Source organism: Emticicia sp. TH156, from assembly GCF_002855535.1.
Classification (GTDB): Bacteria; Bacteroidota; Bacteroidia; order Cytophagales; family Spirosomataceae; genus Emticicia; species Emticicia fluvialis.
The window spans coordinates 116,397-133,935 of sequence record NZ_PKRS01000005.1 but is presented as its reverse complement, the minus strand read 5'-3'; the positions used below and the strand labels follow the sequence as shown (position 1 = coordinate 133,935).

The window sequence follows — 17,539 nt, the reverse complement described above, 5'->3', positions numbered from 1 at the left end:
TAATATAACGCAAAAAAGCTCCTATTCGACAGAACAGGAGCTTTTCTTTTTATTTTATATTAGCAAATAATGCTCACAACTCAACCAGCGTTTCAGCATCACACTGATAAATAAATTGAACGGTTTCGGCCAGTTCGGCTTCTGAAAGCTTTTTCATCTGGGTATCGAAACTTCCGGCATATTTGGCTGTAATATCTTTGGCCTTGTCAATGATTTCGGCAATGAAAGGATGTTTGGGCTTACCGATTGACTGCCCGAAGTCCATGATATCGGCCTTGAACATCAGGTTCATTGGTATCTTATACATCTGCCCGTTTTTAGCGGCACAAACCGGCACGGGTTCATACACCGGCGAAGCCGAAAACTCCCCGATTTTCTTTTGCGCTCTTTTATACAGTTCGTCAGACTCCCCGAAAATCACAGCCACTTTTTTGCGGTGGCTGGTGCCTCGTTCTTCTATCATGCCATCCAGTTTGTCGAGTAACTGACGTAAACTAACGGTATTCTTACCGCTTCTGATACGTTCACGGATTGACTGGCGGATAAAATAAGTAATTGACTGCGTAACGGTAAGCCCGATTTCAGCCATCTGCTTAAAAATCAATGACGACGGCGACATGCCCGGTATGGTGTTTGGGTCATGCAGCAGCACGCGCCCGTCTGGCGTTAAAAAGCCATCTATGCGGGTTACTACACAAAAACCCAGTGTGTTGAAAGTCTTCAACAGGCTCTCATGTATTTTATGCAGATTCTCCATGCTGGTTTCCACCGGAATCCGCTTCTTGGTTACATTCGATTTATATTTCGATTTAAAATCAAAAGTCTGTATTTCGCCGTAAATCTCTGTTGGTGGCAGGGCAATGGCTTTGCCGTCATCATGTTGTATTACGCCGCAGCTAAATTCCTGCCCATGCACAAACTCTTCTATCATCACATAATCTTCGGCATGTACAGACACCACGGTGGCGGTATCGGCCGTAAACAATACGGCATCCAGCTCTTCCATCAGGTCGGCAGGGTGCGCCAGTATTTTACCGTTTACCATAACCGGGAAACCAATGCCCTCGTCCAGGTTAGAGGTTTTCTCCATAATGTGGCGTTTCTGGCGTTCGGTCAGTTTCTCCCAGTCGCTCTTCTTGAAAATCGCCTCAAAGAAACACTGGTTAACGGCCTTGGTAAACTCTTCCAGACTTCTTTTTCTGACAATGGCCACCCCGATTGATGAGCCCTGATGCGGTGCTTTTACCACAAACGGAAAACCGATTGAGTTAATGAGGTCGGTGAAAAGTTTTGAGCGGTCGGCCGATGCCCATTCTTCGCGGGTAAAGGTAATGGTCTTTTTCTGCTGGCCGGTAACAAGCGCTATCAGCTTGTTTTGCATGGGTTTGTTTATACCCACAGCAGAGCCCATCAGCCCCGGGCCCATGTATGGAATGCCGTACCACTCCAGCAACCCTTGCAAACTACCGTCTTCAGCCTGTGGGCCGTGCATAATCGTAAAGGCAAAGTCCATTATTTCCGGAAAATCGGCCGGATGAATCTGTTTACCTACTTTATAAATTAATTTGTATAGCTGAGTTTCGTTGAGTTCTCCTAACGATTCTATATATACCCTGAAACCGCGGTTGAGGTTTTTAGAAGGAAAAAAATCACGGATAGATTCTTCGTAGAGTAGTTCAGGGTTAATCTGAATAAAATGACCTAAGCTGTCAACAAATATCGGTATTGGCTCAAACAAGGCTTTGTCAATATGCTCGAAAGCTGTCTTACCGCCAAGGTACGATATTTCCCTTTCTCTGGCTTGTCCGCCAAAGAAAACCCCTACTCTGATTTTGGTTGCCATTTTATAACCTAAAGCTGATTATTTGATTAGCGCAGTGTCTGCAAATGAAAAGTGCCTGCAAGATAATAAAAAAGCCACTTGCAAACACAAGTGGCTGTATATTTTTAGCTTAACCAAGCCCTGCAACGGTATTAAAACGCCGGGGTCAGGTTTAGCGCTTCTACTTTTCGTATCTCGGGCACGGCTTTTAGAATAGCCTCTTCAAGCCCAGCTTTAAAAGTCATTGACGACATCGGACACGACCCACAAGCACCCATCAGTTCCAGTTTTACTGTGTAGTCGTCAGTAATTTCAACCACTTTCACATTTCCGCCGTCGGTTTGTAAATAAGGTCTTACTGAGTTTAAGGCAGTTTCTACTCTTTCTATTAAATTTTCCATATACCTTTCAATCGGAGTATTTGTCTATTACAAAAGTAAAAAAATATTGAAAAAGTTCAAAATCGGAGCTAGAAAGATGACACCAACTAACCTTTAAGGCGTTTTCAATCTGGATTATTCTTTTTACTGATGTTAGCTACTTCAGCAAAATCAATACCGGCCATCTTTAAAATACTTTTGTAGGTACCCAATTTTAAATCTTTATTACCGTGTATCGGAACCGGCAGTGTTTGTCTGGTGTCTTCATTAAAAAAAAATATGATGGCTCCCGTTTATTCTCACTAACACCCAACCTCTTTGAGTAAGTAATTTAACCAGAGACTTCGGTGATAAATCCATCAGGCTGATACAAGATTTGATAAACGATTTTTAGAAGAAGATTCAGAAATAGTAATGGAAGCCTCAATAACATCATTATCGTCCGGTATAGGCAATCCTTTTTCTTCCATAACCATCAACACACCCTCTAAGGCCTCCTTTACGTGCTCAATTGCTTCTTCAATGGTTTCCCCAAACGAAAAACAATGCTGCAGCGAAGGTATATTAGCCATATAGCCTCCATCCTCCTGCTTTGTAATATGCACTTTATAATTTCTGCTTTTCATTTCATGCATTCTTAAATTTTACCAAATATAATTAAACCCGGTATCAAAAGCAATCGTATAATTAATAATGCAACCAAAACTATTACGTTCAAATCCAAACAATTATTCCTCTCTTTACTATCTTTACAACCTCCAATTCAATCAATTTCCAAACTGTATCAATTAATCAACCAACTATGCGAAGCTTTATCTTAGTGCTTATGTTTTTCTGCACTGTGGCGGTGTATGCCCAAGCGCCAGACCCCTCCTACGTACAGAACAATTACCTGAAACGTGAGGTCTATATTACCATGCGAGACGGCGTGCGCCTGTTTACCTCTATCTACCTGCCCAAAGACTCAACAAAAAAATACCCTGTCATGATGCAGCGCACCCCCTATTCGGTGGCTCCTTATGGTGAAGGGAAACTAAAAACTCAGGTAGGCCCAAGCGCCGAACTGATGCAGGACGGCTTCATTTTTGTGTATCAGGATGTACGCGGACGCTGGATGTCGGAGGGTGAATTTATTGAAATGCGCCCCCATCAGGACACCAAAAGCGGCAAAGCATTTGATGAATCGACCGATACTTATGACACCATTGAATGGCTGATGAAAAACCTGAACTACCACAACGGCAAAGTGGGTATGTGGGGTATCAGTTATCCGGGTTTTTATGCTTCTGCCGGGCTTATGGCCAACCACCCTGCGCTGGTGGCGTCGTCTCCCCAGGCACCCATGGCCGACTTGTGGCGCGGCGACGACAGCTATCATAACGGCGCTTTTATGTTGCCCCATAACTTCGGGTTTTACCCGTCGTTCACCAACCGGACAGACGGTAAACCTACACAAACGCCCGGCAAACGCTTTGACTTTGGCACACCAGACGGCTACCAGTTTTATCTGAATCTGGGCCCGATAAAAAACTCATTAAAATATACCGAAACTCTGGGCAAAGACCCTTACTGGCGCGCCAATCTGGAACACCCGAATTATGATGAGTTCTGGAAAAGCCGCAATATTCTGAATCACCACAACGGTATCAGACACGCCGTAATGGTGGTGGGTGGCTGGTATGACGCCGAAGACCTGTACGGTACTTTTAAAACCTACCAGTCTGTTGAACAAAAAAACCCCGGTATTGTTAATATTTTTGTGGTTGGCCCCTGGGTACATGGCGGCTGGGCCAGAGGCGACGGCGACATATTGGGCAATGTGAATTTCGGACAAAAAACGGGTATTTATTACCGCCAGAATATAGAGCGTAAATTTTTTAATTATTACCTGAAAGGCATCGGCGACAATAATTTTAATGAAGCCACCATGTACGAAACCGGAAGCAACCAATGGAGAACCTTTACCGAATGGCCACCCAAAGCAGCTAAAGAACGTAATCTGTACTTTGGTGCCAACGGTAAACTTTCTTTTGATGCCCCGGCTGCAGCCCAAAGCGCAAGCCAGTACACCTCAGACCCCGCCAAACCGGTGCCGTCGTCAGACTATATCACCTCTGGTATGCCGCGCGAATACATGGTTGACGACCAACGCCACGCCAGCCGCCGCCCGGATGTGCTTACGTTCCAGACTGACGTGCTCGACAAAGACATTACCCTTGCCGGTAATATCTGGGCGGACCTGAAGGTATCAACCACAGGTACTGATGCCGACTTTGTTGTAAAAGTGATAGATGTGTATCCCGACGACGCCAAAGACAACCCCAACACAGCCAAACATATCCGAATGGCGGGTTATCAGCAAATGGTAAGAAGCGAGGCTATGCGCGGTAAATTCCGTAAGAGTTTTGATACCCCCGTGCCATTTAAGCCGGGTAAGGTAGAAGAGGTAAATTTTGAGTTGCAGGATGTGCTGCACACTTTCAAGAAAGGCCACCGCATTATGGTACAGGTGCAAAGCACGTTTTTCCCTATCATAGACCGCAACCCGCAGAAGTTTCTGCCCAATATTCATTATGCCGACCCCTCAGATTTCCAATCGGCCACGCATAAGGTGTATCACAACAAAACCAACGCCAGCCACCTGAAAGTGCGCGTGTTAGAATAAAACACAGGCTTGTATAACACGGCCATAAAAAAGGCCTGCGGTGCGTTTACAGCTCGCCGTAGGTCTTTTTCTTTTTCAGAAAATAAGCCAGTACAATGCTTTTCGGATAGACATCTTTTAATACTTTGGGCGATTTTCGTTCCAGATTCCGTATCATACCATAAAAAGCAAAATGCGCTCTAATAATAGCCCGAACATCTTTAAAAGACCCACCCAGAAATAACTTTATACCAGACACCCCGTCGAGTATCAATCTTAAGAAAATAGTAGAAAACAACCGGCCCTGCGGCAGATTCTTGTACATCATGGCCAGCCCGTTGCGATAGTTAAGAAAAGTTTTGCGCGGGTTTGATTTATGTAATGTGCCACCCCCCACATGATAAACCGTTGAGGCTGCTGAATAATATACCTGGTAGCCTGCGTTCTTCATACGCCAGCAAAGGTCTATCTCTTCCATGTGGGCAAAGAATGAGGTATCAAAGCCACCCAGCTCATGAAAAACCGACGCCCGCACAAACATACAGGCACCCGTGGCCCAGAACACCTCGCGGGTATCGTCATACTGCCCGTTGTCGGCTTCGCAGGTATCAAAAATTCTTCCTCTGCAAAACGGATACCCCAGCCAGTCAATGTACCCTCCGGCTGCCCCGGCATATTCAAATTGTTGCCTATTGTTATAATCTTTCAGTTTGGGCTGGCAGGCAGCTATAGCGGGGTTGGCATCCAGCAGCTCAACCACCGGAGCCACCCAGTTGGGCGTAACCTCTACGTCTGAGTTCAGCAACACATAATAGTCGGCCTCTATTTGCGCCAGCGCCTCGTTGTATCCGCCAGCAAATCCGGTATTGACAGGCAGGCTGATTAACCTGATTTGCGGATAATTATGCCGCATAAACACCAGAGAATTGTCGGTAGAGGCGTTGTCGGCCACTACAATTTCATACCCCTCAGCGTGTTTAATCACAGAAGGCAGAAATTCCCCAAGAAACCCCTGCCCATTATAATTAAGTATAACTATTGCTACTTTTGACATGCAGAATCAATTGTGAATGAGCGATTGAGCGAATGAGTGATTTAGTGAATGAGCGGCCGCCGCTGCGGTGATTTAGCGGGCGGCGTTCCGCTGAATGAGTGATTAATCCTAAATACATACCAACCTATTACTGTGGCAGGTAATTGTATGATTATACCAGATATGTACTTATAAAAAATTAACTAACAATATTTTACCACGGAGTGGCTCGGAGTTTAGCACAGCGTTTCACGAAGTTTAGAGAAAAATCCTCCGTGAAACTCCGTATTTTCAACTTTGTGTTACTCCGTGGTTTAAATCTTTAATTTTAATTAATATTTTCTTTGTACTTATAGTAAACCACTAACCTGAAGAAGCCATATCGTGTTTACATCCTAATCACTCATTCACTCATTCACTCAACCACTCATTCACTCAATCGCTCATTCGCTAAATTATTACTTCCCAAACATACTTCCCAAATCCATACCGGGTATGTTCGGTATCAGGCCTTCGGTACTTTTCTTCAATTCTTCTTTGGCTTTTTCTTCTACCTTCTCCAGCGCCTTGTTGGTGGCCGCCACAATCAGATCCTGCAATATTTCTTTATCATTGCCTTTCAGCAGTTCATCATCTATCTCAATTTTCAGAATCTGTTTTTTACCATTTACGGTAGCCTGCACCAAGCCGGCACCTGCTTCTCCGGTTTCGGTTATTTTGCCCAGGTTTTCCTGTGCTTCCTGCATACGGGCCTGCATTTCTTTCATTTTACCGGCCAGCCCGAAAATATCTCCCATGTTCATGATTATATCAGAATTTAATGTTTCTTTTTCCAACACAAAACTACAAAAAAAGGCCGTCGGTTCAGACAGCCCACCCAAATATGATTTGCATTACCCTAAACGCCTACCTCAACTTTCACTAAAACAAAGCGCCATTATAAGGGGTAACGCTGCCCGTTTAAAGAGCCAAAGGTTTTAAGTGGTATAAAACGGGCAAATAATTCTTCCGAATACCAGCCTTCATCGCGGGTTTTTCTTACAACATCCGCATGTGTTCGCTGTTTGTAGGCAAACTGCTTCACGTCGTTCAGGCTCTCCCAGATAGAAAAAGTAGCCTGCCTGACAAACGGCATCTCGCCTACCCCTACCGAAGTAACAAAACCCGCTGCCTCTTTAATGCCTGCCGCAACCGGCGGCACATTGGCCCAGAAACCACGCAACTTGGACGGACGGATGCTGGCACGGGTAAGCACAGCTATTTTGCCCTGATAATCTTTACTGACCACACTTTTGCTGAAGGGCTCCTTGCCGTCCCATTTACCATGCGCCTCGCAGGGCTGGCACAATATGGTCCACTGCTCATGGCAAAGGGTTTTCCACCAGCGCTGAAGAAACGAATGTTGTCTGAAATTTTCAAAATCAGCCTCGGTTTCCCAAACGGCCAGCAGCCCCCATTGTTTCAGGTCGGGTTCTATATCAAATGTACCGTTTTTACCACAACCCAGCAATTTCCAGAAGGTCAATCCCCTGGTAAACAAAAGCGGTAACCTGAACACAGCCATAGAAATAAAGGCCAGCGGAACCGCCCAGCCCGGATAACGCACAATAGTAAGCGACATGAACATAGACAGACAGTTGATTTAATTAAGGCATTTAAACATAGCCGAAGGCATAATAATGCAAAGTAATTTATTTTGATGATTAATAAGAAGCCTGTCTCAGAAACACACTTTTATTCTATAATGAAAACAATTGAGCGCATTCATTGTTTGAGTTTCCAATCAAATAATCAATCTGGATTTACCTGCTTTGGGTTAATAATTGATTAAAACCCTAACCTTTCACGCCCAAAGCATCGCTTTACCACAAATACCCCTTACCTTTGCAAAAAAATGTGGATATGAGAAAACTGCAGATGGAAGAACTGAACCGGCTGACGGTTGAGGAGTTTCAGGAAGTGGAAAAGAAAAATTTTTGTCTGATTCTGGACGACGTCAGAAGCTTGAACAACGTTGGGTCGGTGTTCAGAACGGCTGATGCCTTTCTGGTTGAGAAAATATATCTGTGTGGCATAACCGGCACCCCGCCCCACCGCGAAATTGAAAAAACAGCGTTGGGGTCAACAGAATCGGTAGCCTGGGAACACCGCAGCAGCATTACAGACCTGATTGCCGAGCTGAAAGGCAATGGCTACACCGTTTTGGCCATTGAGCAGGTTGAAAACAGCATAAAACTACCGGATTTCAGACCCGAGGCCAGTCAAAAATATGCTTTTATATTTGGCAACGAGGTTTTCGGGGTTAATGATACGGCTATTGCCGCTGCCGATGGCTGCCTTGAAATACCCCAGTTTGGCACCAAGCACTCGCTCAATATCTCGGTTACTGTGGGTATTATCTGTTGGGACTACGTTTCAAAACTGATAGCCATTCATTGAACAACACGCCATGCAATTTTTTTGGCGTTTGTTTCGTCTTTATTTATAATTACCCCACTAAAAACCAGAAAATGCGTCTATCGGCATTCATCTCTTTACTTCTACTGGCATTTTGCAACTTGTTTGCACAGCAATCAATGCCTGCCGTGCCGGTTGTATGCCATTATATTGAAGAAAACAGTTTCACCGAGATTCTGCCTGAAAGATTATTTTCTGCCAATGCCAGACCTGCCGCTACTGCCACCATTGAAGTTACTTATGTAGACTTCCCTGAAACTGCCAAAGCGGCCTACGAAAAAGCCATGAGTATCTGGGCCGGGTATCTGTACTCAAGCCAGCCCATACGCATTAAAGCCACATGGACAGCCCTCAATACCGGTGTGCTGGCTGTAACGGGTTCAACCCGCATCTATAAAAATTTTACCGGCGCACCTTATACCAACCTATGGTATCCGGTGGCAATGGCAGAGGCCATATCAGGGCGGAATCTGAACGACGACGAATTTGAAATAGAAATGAAGCTGAACAATGGTATAAACTGGTCTTACAATACAGACGGTCGCGCCGTTTCGGGTCGATTCGATCTCATGACAGTCGTCTTGCACGAAATTGCGCATGGTTTAGGGTTTTCGTCGTCCATGAAAATCCTAAACACCACACAGGGGCAATACGGGCAGTCGGGCAGTAATTACATTTACGATACTTTTCTGCAGGATTCCGGCCGTATCAAACTGACAGATGCCACAGTTTATGGCAATCCGTCTACCGACTTAAAAACCGCGCTCACCAGCAATGTCTTGTATTTCGGGCTAAAAAATACTGCTTTCGCTAACAGCCTGCCCAGAATTTATGCGCCTACTACTTTTAGTGAAGGGTCGAGCATTTCTCATTTTGACGAGAACACCTATCCTGCCGGAAACAGTAATTCGCTGATGTCGCCCAGTGTGAGAACCGCCGAGGTAAACCATAAACCCGGAGAACTACTACTACGGGCCCTACAGGAAATGGGCTGGTATATTATAGACCCGGACGGCTATATTATTAATGCTGTTGAGCCAGGTCAACAACTAAATGTATTGGTTTTTCCGAATCCGGTGGCAGATGTTATTACCATTGCGTTTCCGCTCAGCAATTCAGCCCGCGACGTAAGCGCCGAACTGACAGATTCAAAAGGAGTATTGATTAATAAGATAGAATGGAAATCGATTATTTCAGAGACCTACACACTAGACCTGACCCACCTGCCTGATGGCTTATATCTATTAAAAATTAAAGACGCCAACCGCCTGATTACCAAAAAACTCATCAAACGCGGCGCATAACCCCCAGAACACCCCAATAATTATTAAGCCATAGAAAAAGTAATGCCCCAAAACAGCAGTCACTCAATCACTAATTCACTCATTCCCCGCAACGACGGCCACTAATTCACTCATTCCCCGCAACGGCGGCCGCTAAATCACTCATTCGCTCAATCACTCATCCCTCAATACCCAAACTTATCTTTCCATTGATTAATTGGTTTTTCAATCAGGAACCATGACACCGTTGCCGCAGCAACCGTAACCGCATACAGAAAAATGAATTTAAGCGGCAGATGATGCGCTATAAAAGGCAGCTTGTTAAGCACCCTGACAGTGGGATGCAAAGGCCCCGAGTGATAGTAGTTATATATGAAATTATGGTAAATATAAATACCATAGCTGATACGCCCCAGATAAACCGCCACTTTGTTTTCGAGCACAAATCTGGCCATACCCCCAAAATTATAGGCCGCGTTACCCACCAAAAACAAAGCAAGCAGCGACTCGAACAGCCTTAAAAATACAATGGTTATAATGTTTTGCTCTTCAGATATCATTTTGCTGATACCCACTACCCCCGCATAAACCACAATGCTTAACACCAGCCACAGTTTATTGGTTATAAAAGCCTTTACTTTTTCATTTTTATGATAGAAAAAATAAGCCAGCAGCCCACCCATACCAAAGGCATCAAGGCAGGTAGGCATCAGCACATAAGAGGCCATCCAGGCAACGTTGTTCAGGAAAAGCACAAACCTAAGCGCAACCGAAAGAATGATAAAACCATATAACACCCGCACCAGATAACGCGAAGGAATAAAAAACACCACAAAAGGGAAAAACAGGTAAAACTGCTCTTCTACCGCCAGCGACCACAGGTGGTCTATTACACCCAGCCACGATTGATGAATGGCAATATAAATATTGGTAGAGTAGGTAAGGCACCAGATTATTTTCTCTCTCACAGGGGGAACGTTCAGCACATACAGCATCAATATAGAAAGATAATAAACAGGAAAGATACGAATGGTACGGCGGATGTAAAACTGCTTGAGCGAGAATCGGTGAGAGCGGCCAAGGGCCTCGTCCTTGTCTTTGGCGTTGAGCAGAATACGCGTGATCAGAAAACCGCTCAACACAAAAAAGATGCAAACACCCAGAAACCCGAACGGTATTTTCAGCCTGTCGTCAGACCAGTGGTCAATCAATACCAACGATACGGCTATGAAACGAATGCCATCGAGTTGCTTTAAATAAGAAGTGTTTTTTGCCGACATCAGAAATTGGATTCTTACAGAAAATTACCAGTTTTGTTTGATTTCTTGTTTCTTCAGTGCCTTGATTAGGACAAACCGGCTGGTCCATGTCACCTTCGCCGTACCATTCTCAACCCGCACCATACCCAGCTGATAATTACCCGACTGGATGTAAAATCTCAAAAACTCTGTTACAAAACTACTGGTCTTTAACTGATTTCCGAAAAGAAAACCAAAATTAAGATAATCTTTCACGGGTCGGGTGGCGGGTGTAGCTACTCTTGATGCAAACAGATAGACTGCCTTTGCCGACCGTAAAACAAAATACTGGCCGGCGTCAGGCGCACTAACATTTAAGATACCCGCTGTGTTATCGGTAATAATATAGGTTGTTTCTGTTTCCTGCACCCCCGGTTTTATACTGGCAGAGTCTCCACCAGCCACCAGTTGTGGCAGCAGCGCATCGTAGAATGCAGGTGCCGGGTGCTGTAGTTGGGCATAAATACCGCTTGTAGGCATCAGCTTATCGCTATGCTGAATTTTAAACTGGTCGGCAATGCGCTCGCGGTGCAGGAAACTGATATTCTGGTACTCGGCCAGATAAGTATAAAAATGGAAAACAATGGTTCCGGCTATCATTATTCTTAAAAACTGCGTTCGGGTGGCTTCGTTTACCGAGTTTAACAGAATAAAGTACCCAACGCACAAAAGAAGTATCGAATTTATCTTGTATTTGCTGGTAAGCAGCACCTCAATGCCATAAGACAACCGCCCGGCCACTATACCCGCACAGGTAATACCCAGAAATGCCACACAGGCCAGCAGAAATAAATCATTGTTCCGCTGATTGATATTATATTTTCTGAACAGCACCTGCAACGTAAAAAGCCCAATAATAACCAGAAGCAATACTCCGGTTGTCATGGGTACATCCAGACGTTTGCCGGGTGCAATAAAAGACACATCCAGCCCGCTGCCCAGCACCACCAGCAAACCTTTAAACAAGGTACCGGGCGCCGAAAAATCAATACCGGCGTTGTTACCGGGCGGCTTGGTATAATTAAAGAAATACATAAACAAAAACACAACCGCAGCCCCGGCCCAAATACCCAGCTCACGGTATCTTTTCTGAAACGCCAGCAGGCCAATACCAATAATGGGTATCAATATACCATTGCTGCTGGTAAAAACACCCAGAAAACACAGCACAATGGCCAATGTCAGATACCCTGGGTTTGATTTACCATAAGAAAACACCAGAAAATAAAAAGACAGAAACGTCAGCAGAATAACCCAGAAGTTTTGCACCGAGGCCATACCCCAGAAAACGTTTTCATACAAGCTGCTCAGAAACAACAGGAATGACACAGGCACCAAAGCCCACAAAGAAAGTTTATAGCGCACACTAACCTTATAGAAAACTAACAGTAAGCCTGCTAATGCCATGTTCCCCAGCACCATCAGCCATTTCAGCTGTAGTGTGCCTGTCAGCTGATACACCAGCAACGCAAAAATACGGGTCAGAAAAATCCGGTGTTCGTTATGTTGTGCAAAAAGCACCTTGAATTTTTCGGCAAGGCTATCGGTACTCAGGAAACTAACCAGCGAATTTCGCACGGCCAGGTCGTCCCAATGGGGTATATTAAGGGCATATTTCTGAAATATGAACCCAAAAATCAGCATAGGCAACAATACAAGACAAAGAGCAGCCGCCTTCTGTGCAGGTGTTTTTTTTACAGGCATAGATTACAGTTTCAAAATCGAAAATTCTACCCTACGGTTTTTCTTTCTGGTTTCTTCAATGGCATTACTGGCAATGGGTCTCGACGGCCCCCAGCCTTTAGTCTGAATACGCGCCGGGTTTATGCCCCCTTTTTCAACCAGATACTTTTTTACTTCATTGGCCCTGTCTTGCGACAGCTTCACGTTCAGCATCAGGTTATCGTCGGCACCGTCGGTGTGGCCTTCAATCAGCACTTCCATAGTGGGGTATTCTTTCATCAGGTCAATAATCCGTGCCAGTTCAGGGAACGACGGCGCAAGAATATCAAACTTACTCTGATTGAAAAACAGATTGTTCAACACAATTTTTTCGCCTTCCTTAATGGGTATCAGGCTGATGGTTCTTCTGATTTCGCGGTAGCGGTTATCTTTGCTTAAATCTATGGTTTCACTTACCGAAAGAAAACCTTTTTTAGAGGCGCTTAGGCCGTAACTTTTCTTTAAAGGTACCACAAATTTAAACTCGCCTGTGGTGGGGTCAAATTCCGATAAAATTTTGTCTTTACTGTCGTGCGATGTGGTGTCCATAATAACCTCCATTAATACCTCTGCGGCCAGAGGCTTTTTATCATTCGCGTTTATTACCACGCCAGATATAATGGCTACCGGGTCTGGCTTAATGGAAGGAAACAACTTAAGCCGAAAGATATCCGTAGAACCAAGAGATTTTTCGTCTGAGCTCAGATAGGCGTATTCGCCAGAAGCCGGAATAGTAAAGAATGCATCCCATTTGGGTGTATTAATTAAAGGGCCAATATTTTCAGGCTCACTCCAGTGTGTCCAGGTGCTGTCAAGCCTGCGGCTCATAAAAATATCATTATTGCCAAAGCCCGGTAATCCCTCAGTAGAAAAGTAAATCGTTCTGGAGTCTGCCGCTATAAAAGGGGCAATTTCATCTTCTACGGTGTTTAAATCAGCGCCTATATTCAATGGCTTTGACCAGCTATCATTATCATTCCTGAAAGAAACATATAAATCTTTTCCGCCTCTGGTATCTTTGCGCTTAGAGGCAATTATCAATACTCTATTATTAGGTGCAAGGGCAAACTCCGAATATTCGCCAAGTGTATAATAATCATCTATTTTTACTTCTTTCGGAAACTCCCACCCAAGTTGTGTCTTTTTTGAGGTCGACAAACCCTGGAACATTAAACCATCGGGCCTGTAAATATTAAGCAGGTAAAGGAGTTTTCCATCAGAAGACACCGAGGCAACCGCATTATGCTGCTCGTTGTTGATGGGGGCCCTTAAGTTTTCTGCCTCTCCCCAGGTGCCGTCAGGCTGTATTTTAGAAACCCATACATCCTGGCTTTTCATTTTACCTATGTTGGCATCATGGCCTTCACGGGTAAAATAGAGCGACTTCCCGTCAGGTGCAACTATGGGGGCTAATTCTTCGTATCGGGTATTTACCCCACGCCCCAAATTCTCTTTTACAATTTCTTTCGGTATATTTTTGGCTACATTAATTTTGGGTTCATAAGGCGTACCTACCTCAGATACCCCCACGGCATCAATCTCATTATAGCCACGCACCAATGAGGGTGTCATTACCAGTTTGATAGCATGCACCTTAAACGATGTCTGCGGAATAACCACGTTCCACATGCGCCCCGGTACTGTTGGGGCAGCCCCTATGTTTTCATGAATCAGGTGCTCTTTATTGGCAGAATCGGCAGCAAAAATACGGATAATGGCTCCTGGATTATGGTTTTCGGCCACACAAACCAGCCTTATTTTCATGGGTCGTTCAAAACCTACTTTTATCCACTCATCGCCGTTGGTATCTGCTCCGGCCGGAGACCAGGCCGCCCTTGAACTACCCGTTTGTGGTAATTTGCTGGGTTTACCCAATATCTGCACGGCCTTATATTGCGGGCCGTCTTCGGTTGGGTCGCTGCGTTCAGACGACACCCCCAACACTTTACCTGCCCACTGCACCTGCTGGGCCGAAACCTGAAAAGACATTAAAAAAAGCACCCCAAAACAGCAAAAGCAGTTTAACAGATACAGCATTGCTCTGCCTTTTTTCAGGGTAAGTAATACATTCATACAATTCATAAATTTGGGTAAGCCCGGGTAGCCGGCAATGCAACGAAAGTAAAGCAAAAACTGTAAACTATCAAGAAAATGCCTCTTTCTGACAGCTCCTGAATGGTTTTTACATTTCAGTTAACCTATTTAACGTTTCGTTAATAAATTAGTACATTAAAAATTCAACAAATTCTTTCTTCCTAACGTTTTGTTTACGTATTTAGCGGAAAAGTTTTCCGCTCCGACTTAAGTATTATTTAATTATCAGATTAACAATGAAAAAAACATTCCTGACCGTTGCCGTTGTGCTTGGCATAGCTTCTGTTTCAAAGGCTCAAACCAAAATACCACCGGATATTGAGAAATTATTACAAAAAAATACTTGTCTGGCTTGTCATAAAGTAGATACACGTTTAGTAGGCCCGGCCTATAAAGACGTAATGAAAAAGAAAAAATACAAGGCAGAACAAATTGTAGAATTAATCTACAAACCTAACCCTGCAAACTGGGAAGGTTACCCTCCGATGGCTCCGATGACTCAGGTTCCAAAAGATGAGGCATTGAAAATAGCCAAATGGATTACTACTTTAAAGTAATATCCTTTATATATCAGAAACCCCTCTGCCGGATTCACCAGCAGAGGGGTTTTTGTTTGTGGCAATGGTAGATGGGATTACCTGTTTTCTACTATCTTTGCAAACAACCAAACGTTTACAACTGTGCTTAAAATAGGCATTACAGGTGGCATTGGGTCGGGGAAATCCATTGTCTGCCGCATGTTCGAAATCCTGGGGGTGCCGGTTTACTATGCCGACGAACGCGCCAAATGGCTCACTAATAATGACCTGCAACTGCGCAAGGAAATAAAAGAACTACTGGGCAGAAATGCCTATGATGCCAACGGACAATACAACCGCCAATGGGTGGCTGCTCAGGTTTTTGATAACCCGGCGCTGCTGAAAATGCTGAACGGGCTGATTCACCCAAGGGTTTTTGCTGATACCGACCAATGGTTTTTGCAACACCGGCATGAAGCCTACACCCTGCGTGAAGCCGCATTGATGAACGCCGCCGGAGATAACAATGATTTTGATGCCGTAATAGTGGTAAGCGCCCCTACTGAATTAAGAATTGCACGCACCCTGAAAAGGGACCCGCAAAGAACAACTGAAGATATAAAAGCTATAATGGCCCGCCAGAAAACCGACGAGCAGTTTGCGGCCATAGCCAACTACACCATTATAAATGATGATAAACACCTACTGATACCGCAGGTACTGCAACTACACCAAAGCCTGAGCCGAGGCGTATTACTTACCGAATAGTTTTTTGAGTTTATTAACCGCCGAATTGATTTCCTTGTCGGTATCCATCAGGTCGTTCACAGTCTGAATGGCATGGATAACCGTACTGTGGTCGCGCCCGCCGAAATGATACCCGATAGATTTTAACGAAAGGTTGGTCATTTCTTTTGCCAGATACATGGCAACCTGCCTTGGCAATACAATATCCCGCAGGCGGCTTTTGCCTTTCAGGTCTGGTATGCGCACTTTGTAGTGTTCAGTAACGGCTTCAATGATGGTATCAATCGTTACTTCTTTTTCTGTATCTTTTACCAGATGGCGTAAAGTGGCTTTTGCTAAATCTACATCAATTTCCCGGCGGGTTAATGATGCCTGCGCCAGTAAAGATATCATTACGCCTTCCAGTTCGCGCACGTTGGTATCAATGCTATGGGCCAGGTATTCAATTACCTCGTAGTCAAGAGAAATACCCTCGGCCTGCGCTTTTTTCTGAATTATGGCAATACGGGTTTCAAAGTCAGGCGTTTGCAGGTCTGCGGTAAGCCCCCATTTAAAACGAGACAACAGGCGGTCTTCTACCCCTTCCAGCTCACGCGGTGGGCGGTCAGACGTCATCACTATTTGTTTGCCCGATTGGTGCAGGTGGTTAAAAATATGGAAGAAAGTCTCCTGTGTTTTTTCTTTACCAGATAAAAACTGAACGTCGTCAATAATCAGAATATCCACCTGCATGTAGAAATTCATAAAGTCTTGCAGGCTGTTATTTTTAATGGCATTGATAAACTGGCTGGTAAATTTCTCAGACGAAACATACAGCACAAATTTATTCATGGCCTTGCTCTTCATAAAATTGCCTATGGCCTGCACCAGGTGCGTTTTGCCCAGCCCTACTCCGCCGTATATCATCAATGGGTTGAACGACGTAACGCCGGGCTTAGATGCCACTGCAAAACCTGCGGCACGCGCCAGCCGGTTACAGTCTCCCTCTACAAAGTTATCAAAAGTATAATTGGGGTTCAGGTAAGAGTCAACGTTCGGCAGGTCAAGATCTTTCATCATGAAAGGGCTTCGTACCATGTCGTTACCATGCCCGGGGTCTTGCTGCCGATTGCTATGATGCTGATACCCCCCGCTGTTTTGTGGCATATTTACCGCAATGGGCGGTTCGTTCTTTTTCTGGTTGCCACTATCTACTATAATAGAATACTCAAGCATACCGTCTCTGCCAATGGCATAGTCAAGCGCTTTTCTCAACAACTGAACATAGTTTTCCTCCAGCCATTCGTAAAAGAACTGGCTTGGCACCTGTATGATTAACTTCTTGCCGTCTAACTTACCGGGTACAATAGGCTCAAACCAGGTTTTATAACTCTGTTCAGAGATATTCTCACGGATGATTTTCAGGCAGTTATTCCATACTAAATCTACCTCTCGCTGTATCTTTGGTGTTTCTAAAATAGTCATAATGGCCAAACATAGGGATTCTAAGGGGGTGCAAAGATACTAAAATTAGTTTTGCAACCAAGAAGTGAATTTTGAGA

17 protein-coding genes are annotated in these 17,539 nt (G+C 44.5%); 5 read left to right on the top strand and 12 right to left on the bottom strand.

Annotation, left to right across the window (positions count from 1 at the left end):
- Positions 1 to 73: 73 nt before the first annotated feature.
- The 5 genes from C0V77_RS10920 to C0V77_RS10905 form a co-directional block, all read right to left on the bottom strand.
- Entirely contained in the window at positions 74 to 1,843 is a 1,770-nt protein-coding gene (locus tag C0V77_RS10920; protein ID WP_101726394.1) for a D-alanine--D-alanine ligase, read from the bottom strand.
- A 131-nt stretch (positions 1,844 to 1,974) separates the two neighbouring features.
- On the bottom strand, positions 1,975 to 2,223 hold the full coding sequence (locus C0V77_RS10915; RefSeq protein WP_101726393.1) for a NifU family protein: 249 nt from the start codon (positions 2,221 to 2,223) through the stop codon (positions 1,975 to 1,977).
- A gap of 104 nt (positions 2,224 to 2,327) precedes the next feature.
- Positions 2,328 to 2,483, bottom strand: a complete 156-nt coding sequence (locus C0V77_RS23480; protein WP_409012789.1) for a type II toxin-antitoxin system HicA family toxin — start codon at positions 2,481 to 2,483, stop codon at positions 2,328 to 2,330.
- On the bottom strand, positions 2,470 to 2,562 hold the full coding sequence (locus C0V77_RS23475; RefSeq protein WP_255408968.1) for a type II toxin-antitoxin system HicA family toxin: 93 nt from the start codon (positions 2,560 to 2,562) through the stop codon (positions 2,470 to 2,472). The genes C0V77_RS23480 and C0V77_RS23475 overlap by 14 nt, the downstream gene beginning before the upstream one ends.
- Positions 2,562 to 2,828, bottom strand: coding sequence for a type II toxin-antitoxin system HicB family antitoxin (locus C0V77_RS10905; protein WP_158237930.1), 267 nt, complete (start codon positions 2,826 to 2,828; stop codon positions 2,562 to 2,564). Before C0V77_RS10905 ends, C0V77_RS23475 begins: the two co-directional genes overlap by 1 nt.
- A 176-nt stretch (positions 2,829 to 3,004) precedes the next feature.
- Here C0V77_RS10905 and C0V77_RS10900 point away from each other — a divergent pair, with 176 nt between their 5' ends.
- Positions 3,005 to 4,867 (top strand): CocE/NonD family hydrolase, encoded by a 1,863-nt coding sequence (locus C0V77_RS10900; RefSeq protein ID WP_101726391.1) that lies wholly within the window; start codon positions 3,005 to 3,007, stop codon positions 4,865 to 4,867.
- Positions 4,868 to 4,913: 46 nt separating this feature from the next.
- Here the strand turns inward: C0V77_RS10900 and C0V77_RS10895 are convergent, their stop codons facing one another.
- The 3 genes from C0V77_RS10895 to C0V77_RS10885 form a co-directional block, all read right to left on the bottom strand.
- Positions 4,914 to 5,900: a glycosyltransferase family 2 protein gene (locus tag C0V77_RS10895; RefSeq protein WP_101726390.1), complete on the bottom strand. Its 987-nt coding sequence runs from the start codon at positions 5,898 to 5,900 to the stop codon at positions 4,914 to 4,916.
- A 437-nt stretch (positions 5,901 to 6,337) separates the two neighbouring features.
- Positions 6,338 to 6,682, bottom strand: a complete 345-nt coding sequence (locus C0V77_RS10890) for a YbaB/EbfC family nucleoid-associated protein (protein WP_101726614.1) — start codon at positions 6,680 to 6,682, stop codon at positions 6,338 to 6,340.
- Positions 6,683 to 6,816: 134 nt separating this feature from the next.
- The gene (locus C0V77_RS10885; protein WP_229236264.1) at positions 6,817 to 7,500 is read right to left on the bottom strand and encodes a DUF3291 domain-containing protein; all 684 of its coding nucleotides are present in this window, start codon (positions 7,498 to 7,500) and stop codon (positions 6,817 to 6,819) included.
- A 281-nt stretch (positions 7,501 to 7,781) separates the two neighbouring features.
- Between C0V77_RS10885 and C0V77_RS10880 the strand changes: the two genes are divergently transcribed.
- Positions 7,782 to 8,318 (top strand): RNA methyltransferase, encoded by a 537-nt coding sequence (locus C0V77_RS10880; RefSeq protein ID WP_173830541.1) that lies wholly within the window; start codon positions 7,782 to 7,784, stop codon positions 8,316 to 8,318.
- A 71-nt stretch (positions 8,319 to 8,389) separates the two neighbouring features.
- Entirely contained in the window at positions 8,390 to 9,640 is a 1,251-nt protein-coding gene (locus C0V77_RS10875) for a T9SS type A sorting domain-containing protein (protein ID WP_101726388.1), read from the top strand.
- Positions 9,641 to 9,804: 164 nt separating this feature from the next.
- Here C0V77_RS10875 and C0V77_RS10870 read toward each other — a convergent pair whose 3' ends face one another.
- From C0V77_RS10870 to C0V77_RS10860, 3 genes are read right to left on the bottom strand one after another with little or no spacing between them, the layout of a single operon-like run.
- Positions 9,805 to 10,899, bottom strand: coding sequence for an acyltransferase (locus C0V77_RS10870; RefSeq protein WP_101726387.1), 1,095 nt, complete (start codon positions 10,897 to 10,899; stop codon positions 9,805 to 9,807).
- Between the two features lie 24 nt (positions 10,900 to 10,923).
- Positions 10,924 to 12,621, bottom strand: coding sequence for a hypothetical protein (locus C0V77_RS10865; RefSeq protein ID WP_101726386.1), 1,698 nt, complete (start codon positions 12,619 to 12,621; stop codon positions 10,924 to 10,926).
- A 3-nt stretch (positions 12,622 to 12,624) separates the two neighbouring features.
- On the bottom strand, positions 12,625 to 14,712 hold the full coding sequence (locus C0V77_RS10860; RefSeq protein ID WP_229236263.1) for an OmpA family protein: 2,088 nt from the start codon (positions 14,710 to 14,712) through the stop codon (positions 12,625 to 12,627).
- 257 nt (positions 14,713 to 14,969) lie between these two features.
- Between C0V77_RS10860 and C0V77_RS10855 the strand changes: the two genes are divergently transcribed.
- Both C0V77_RS10855 and coaE read left to right on the top strand, forming a co-directional pair.
- Positions 14,970 to 15,290 (top strand): c-type cytochrome, encoded by a 321-nt coding sequence (locus tag C0V77_RS10855; protein ID WP_101726385.1) that lies wholly within the window; start codon positions 14,970 to 14,972, stop codon positions 15,288 to 15,290.
- Between the two features lie 123 nt (positions 15,291 to 15,413).
- Positions 15,414 to 16,019: a dephospho-CoA kinase gene (gene coaE / locus C0V77_RS10850; protein ID WP_101726384.1), complete on the top strand. Its 606-nt coding sequence runs from the start codon at positions 15,414 to 15,416 to the stop codon at positions 16,017 to 16,019.
- Here the strand turns inward: coaE and dnaA are convergent.
- Complete coding sequence (dnaA, locus tag C0V77_RS10845; RefSeq protein ID WP_173830540.1) at positions 16,005 to 17,462, bottom strand: chromosomal replication initiator protein DnaA; 1,458 nt, start codon at positions 17,460 to 17,462, stop codon at positions 16,005 to 16,007. The two genes, coaE and dnaA, sit on opposite strands and share 15 nt — an antisense overlap.
- Positions 17,463 to 17,539 lie beyond the last annotated feature (77 nt).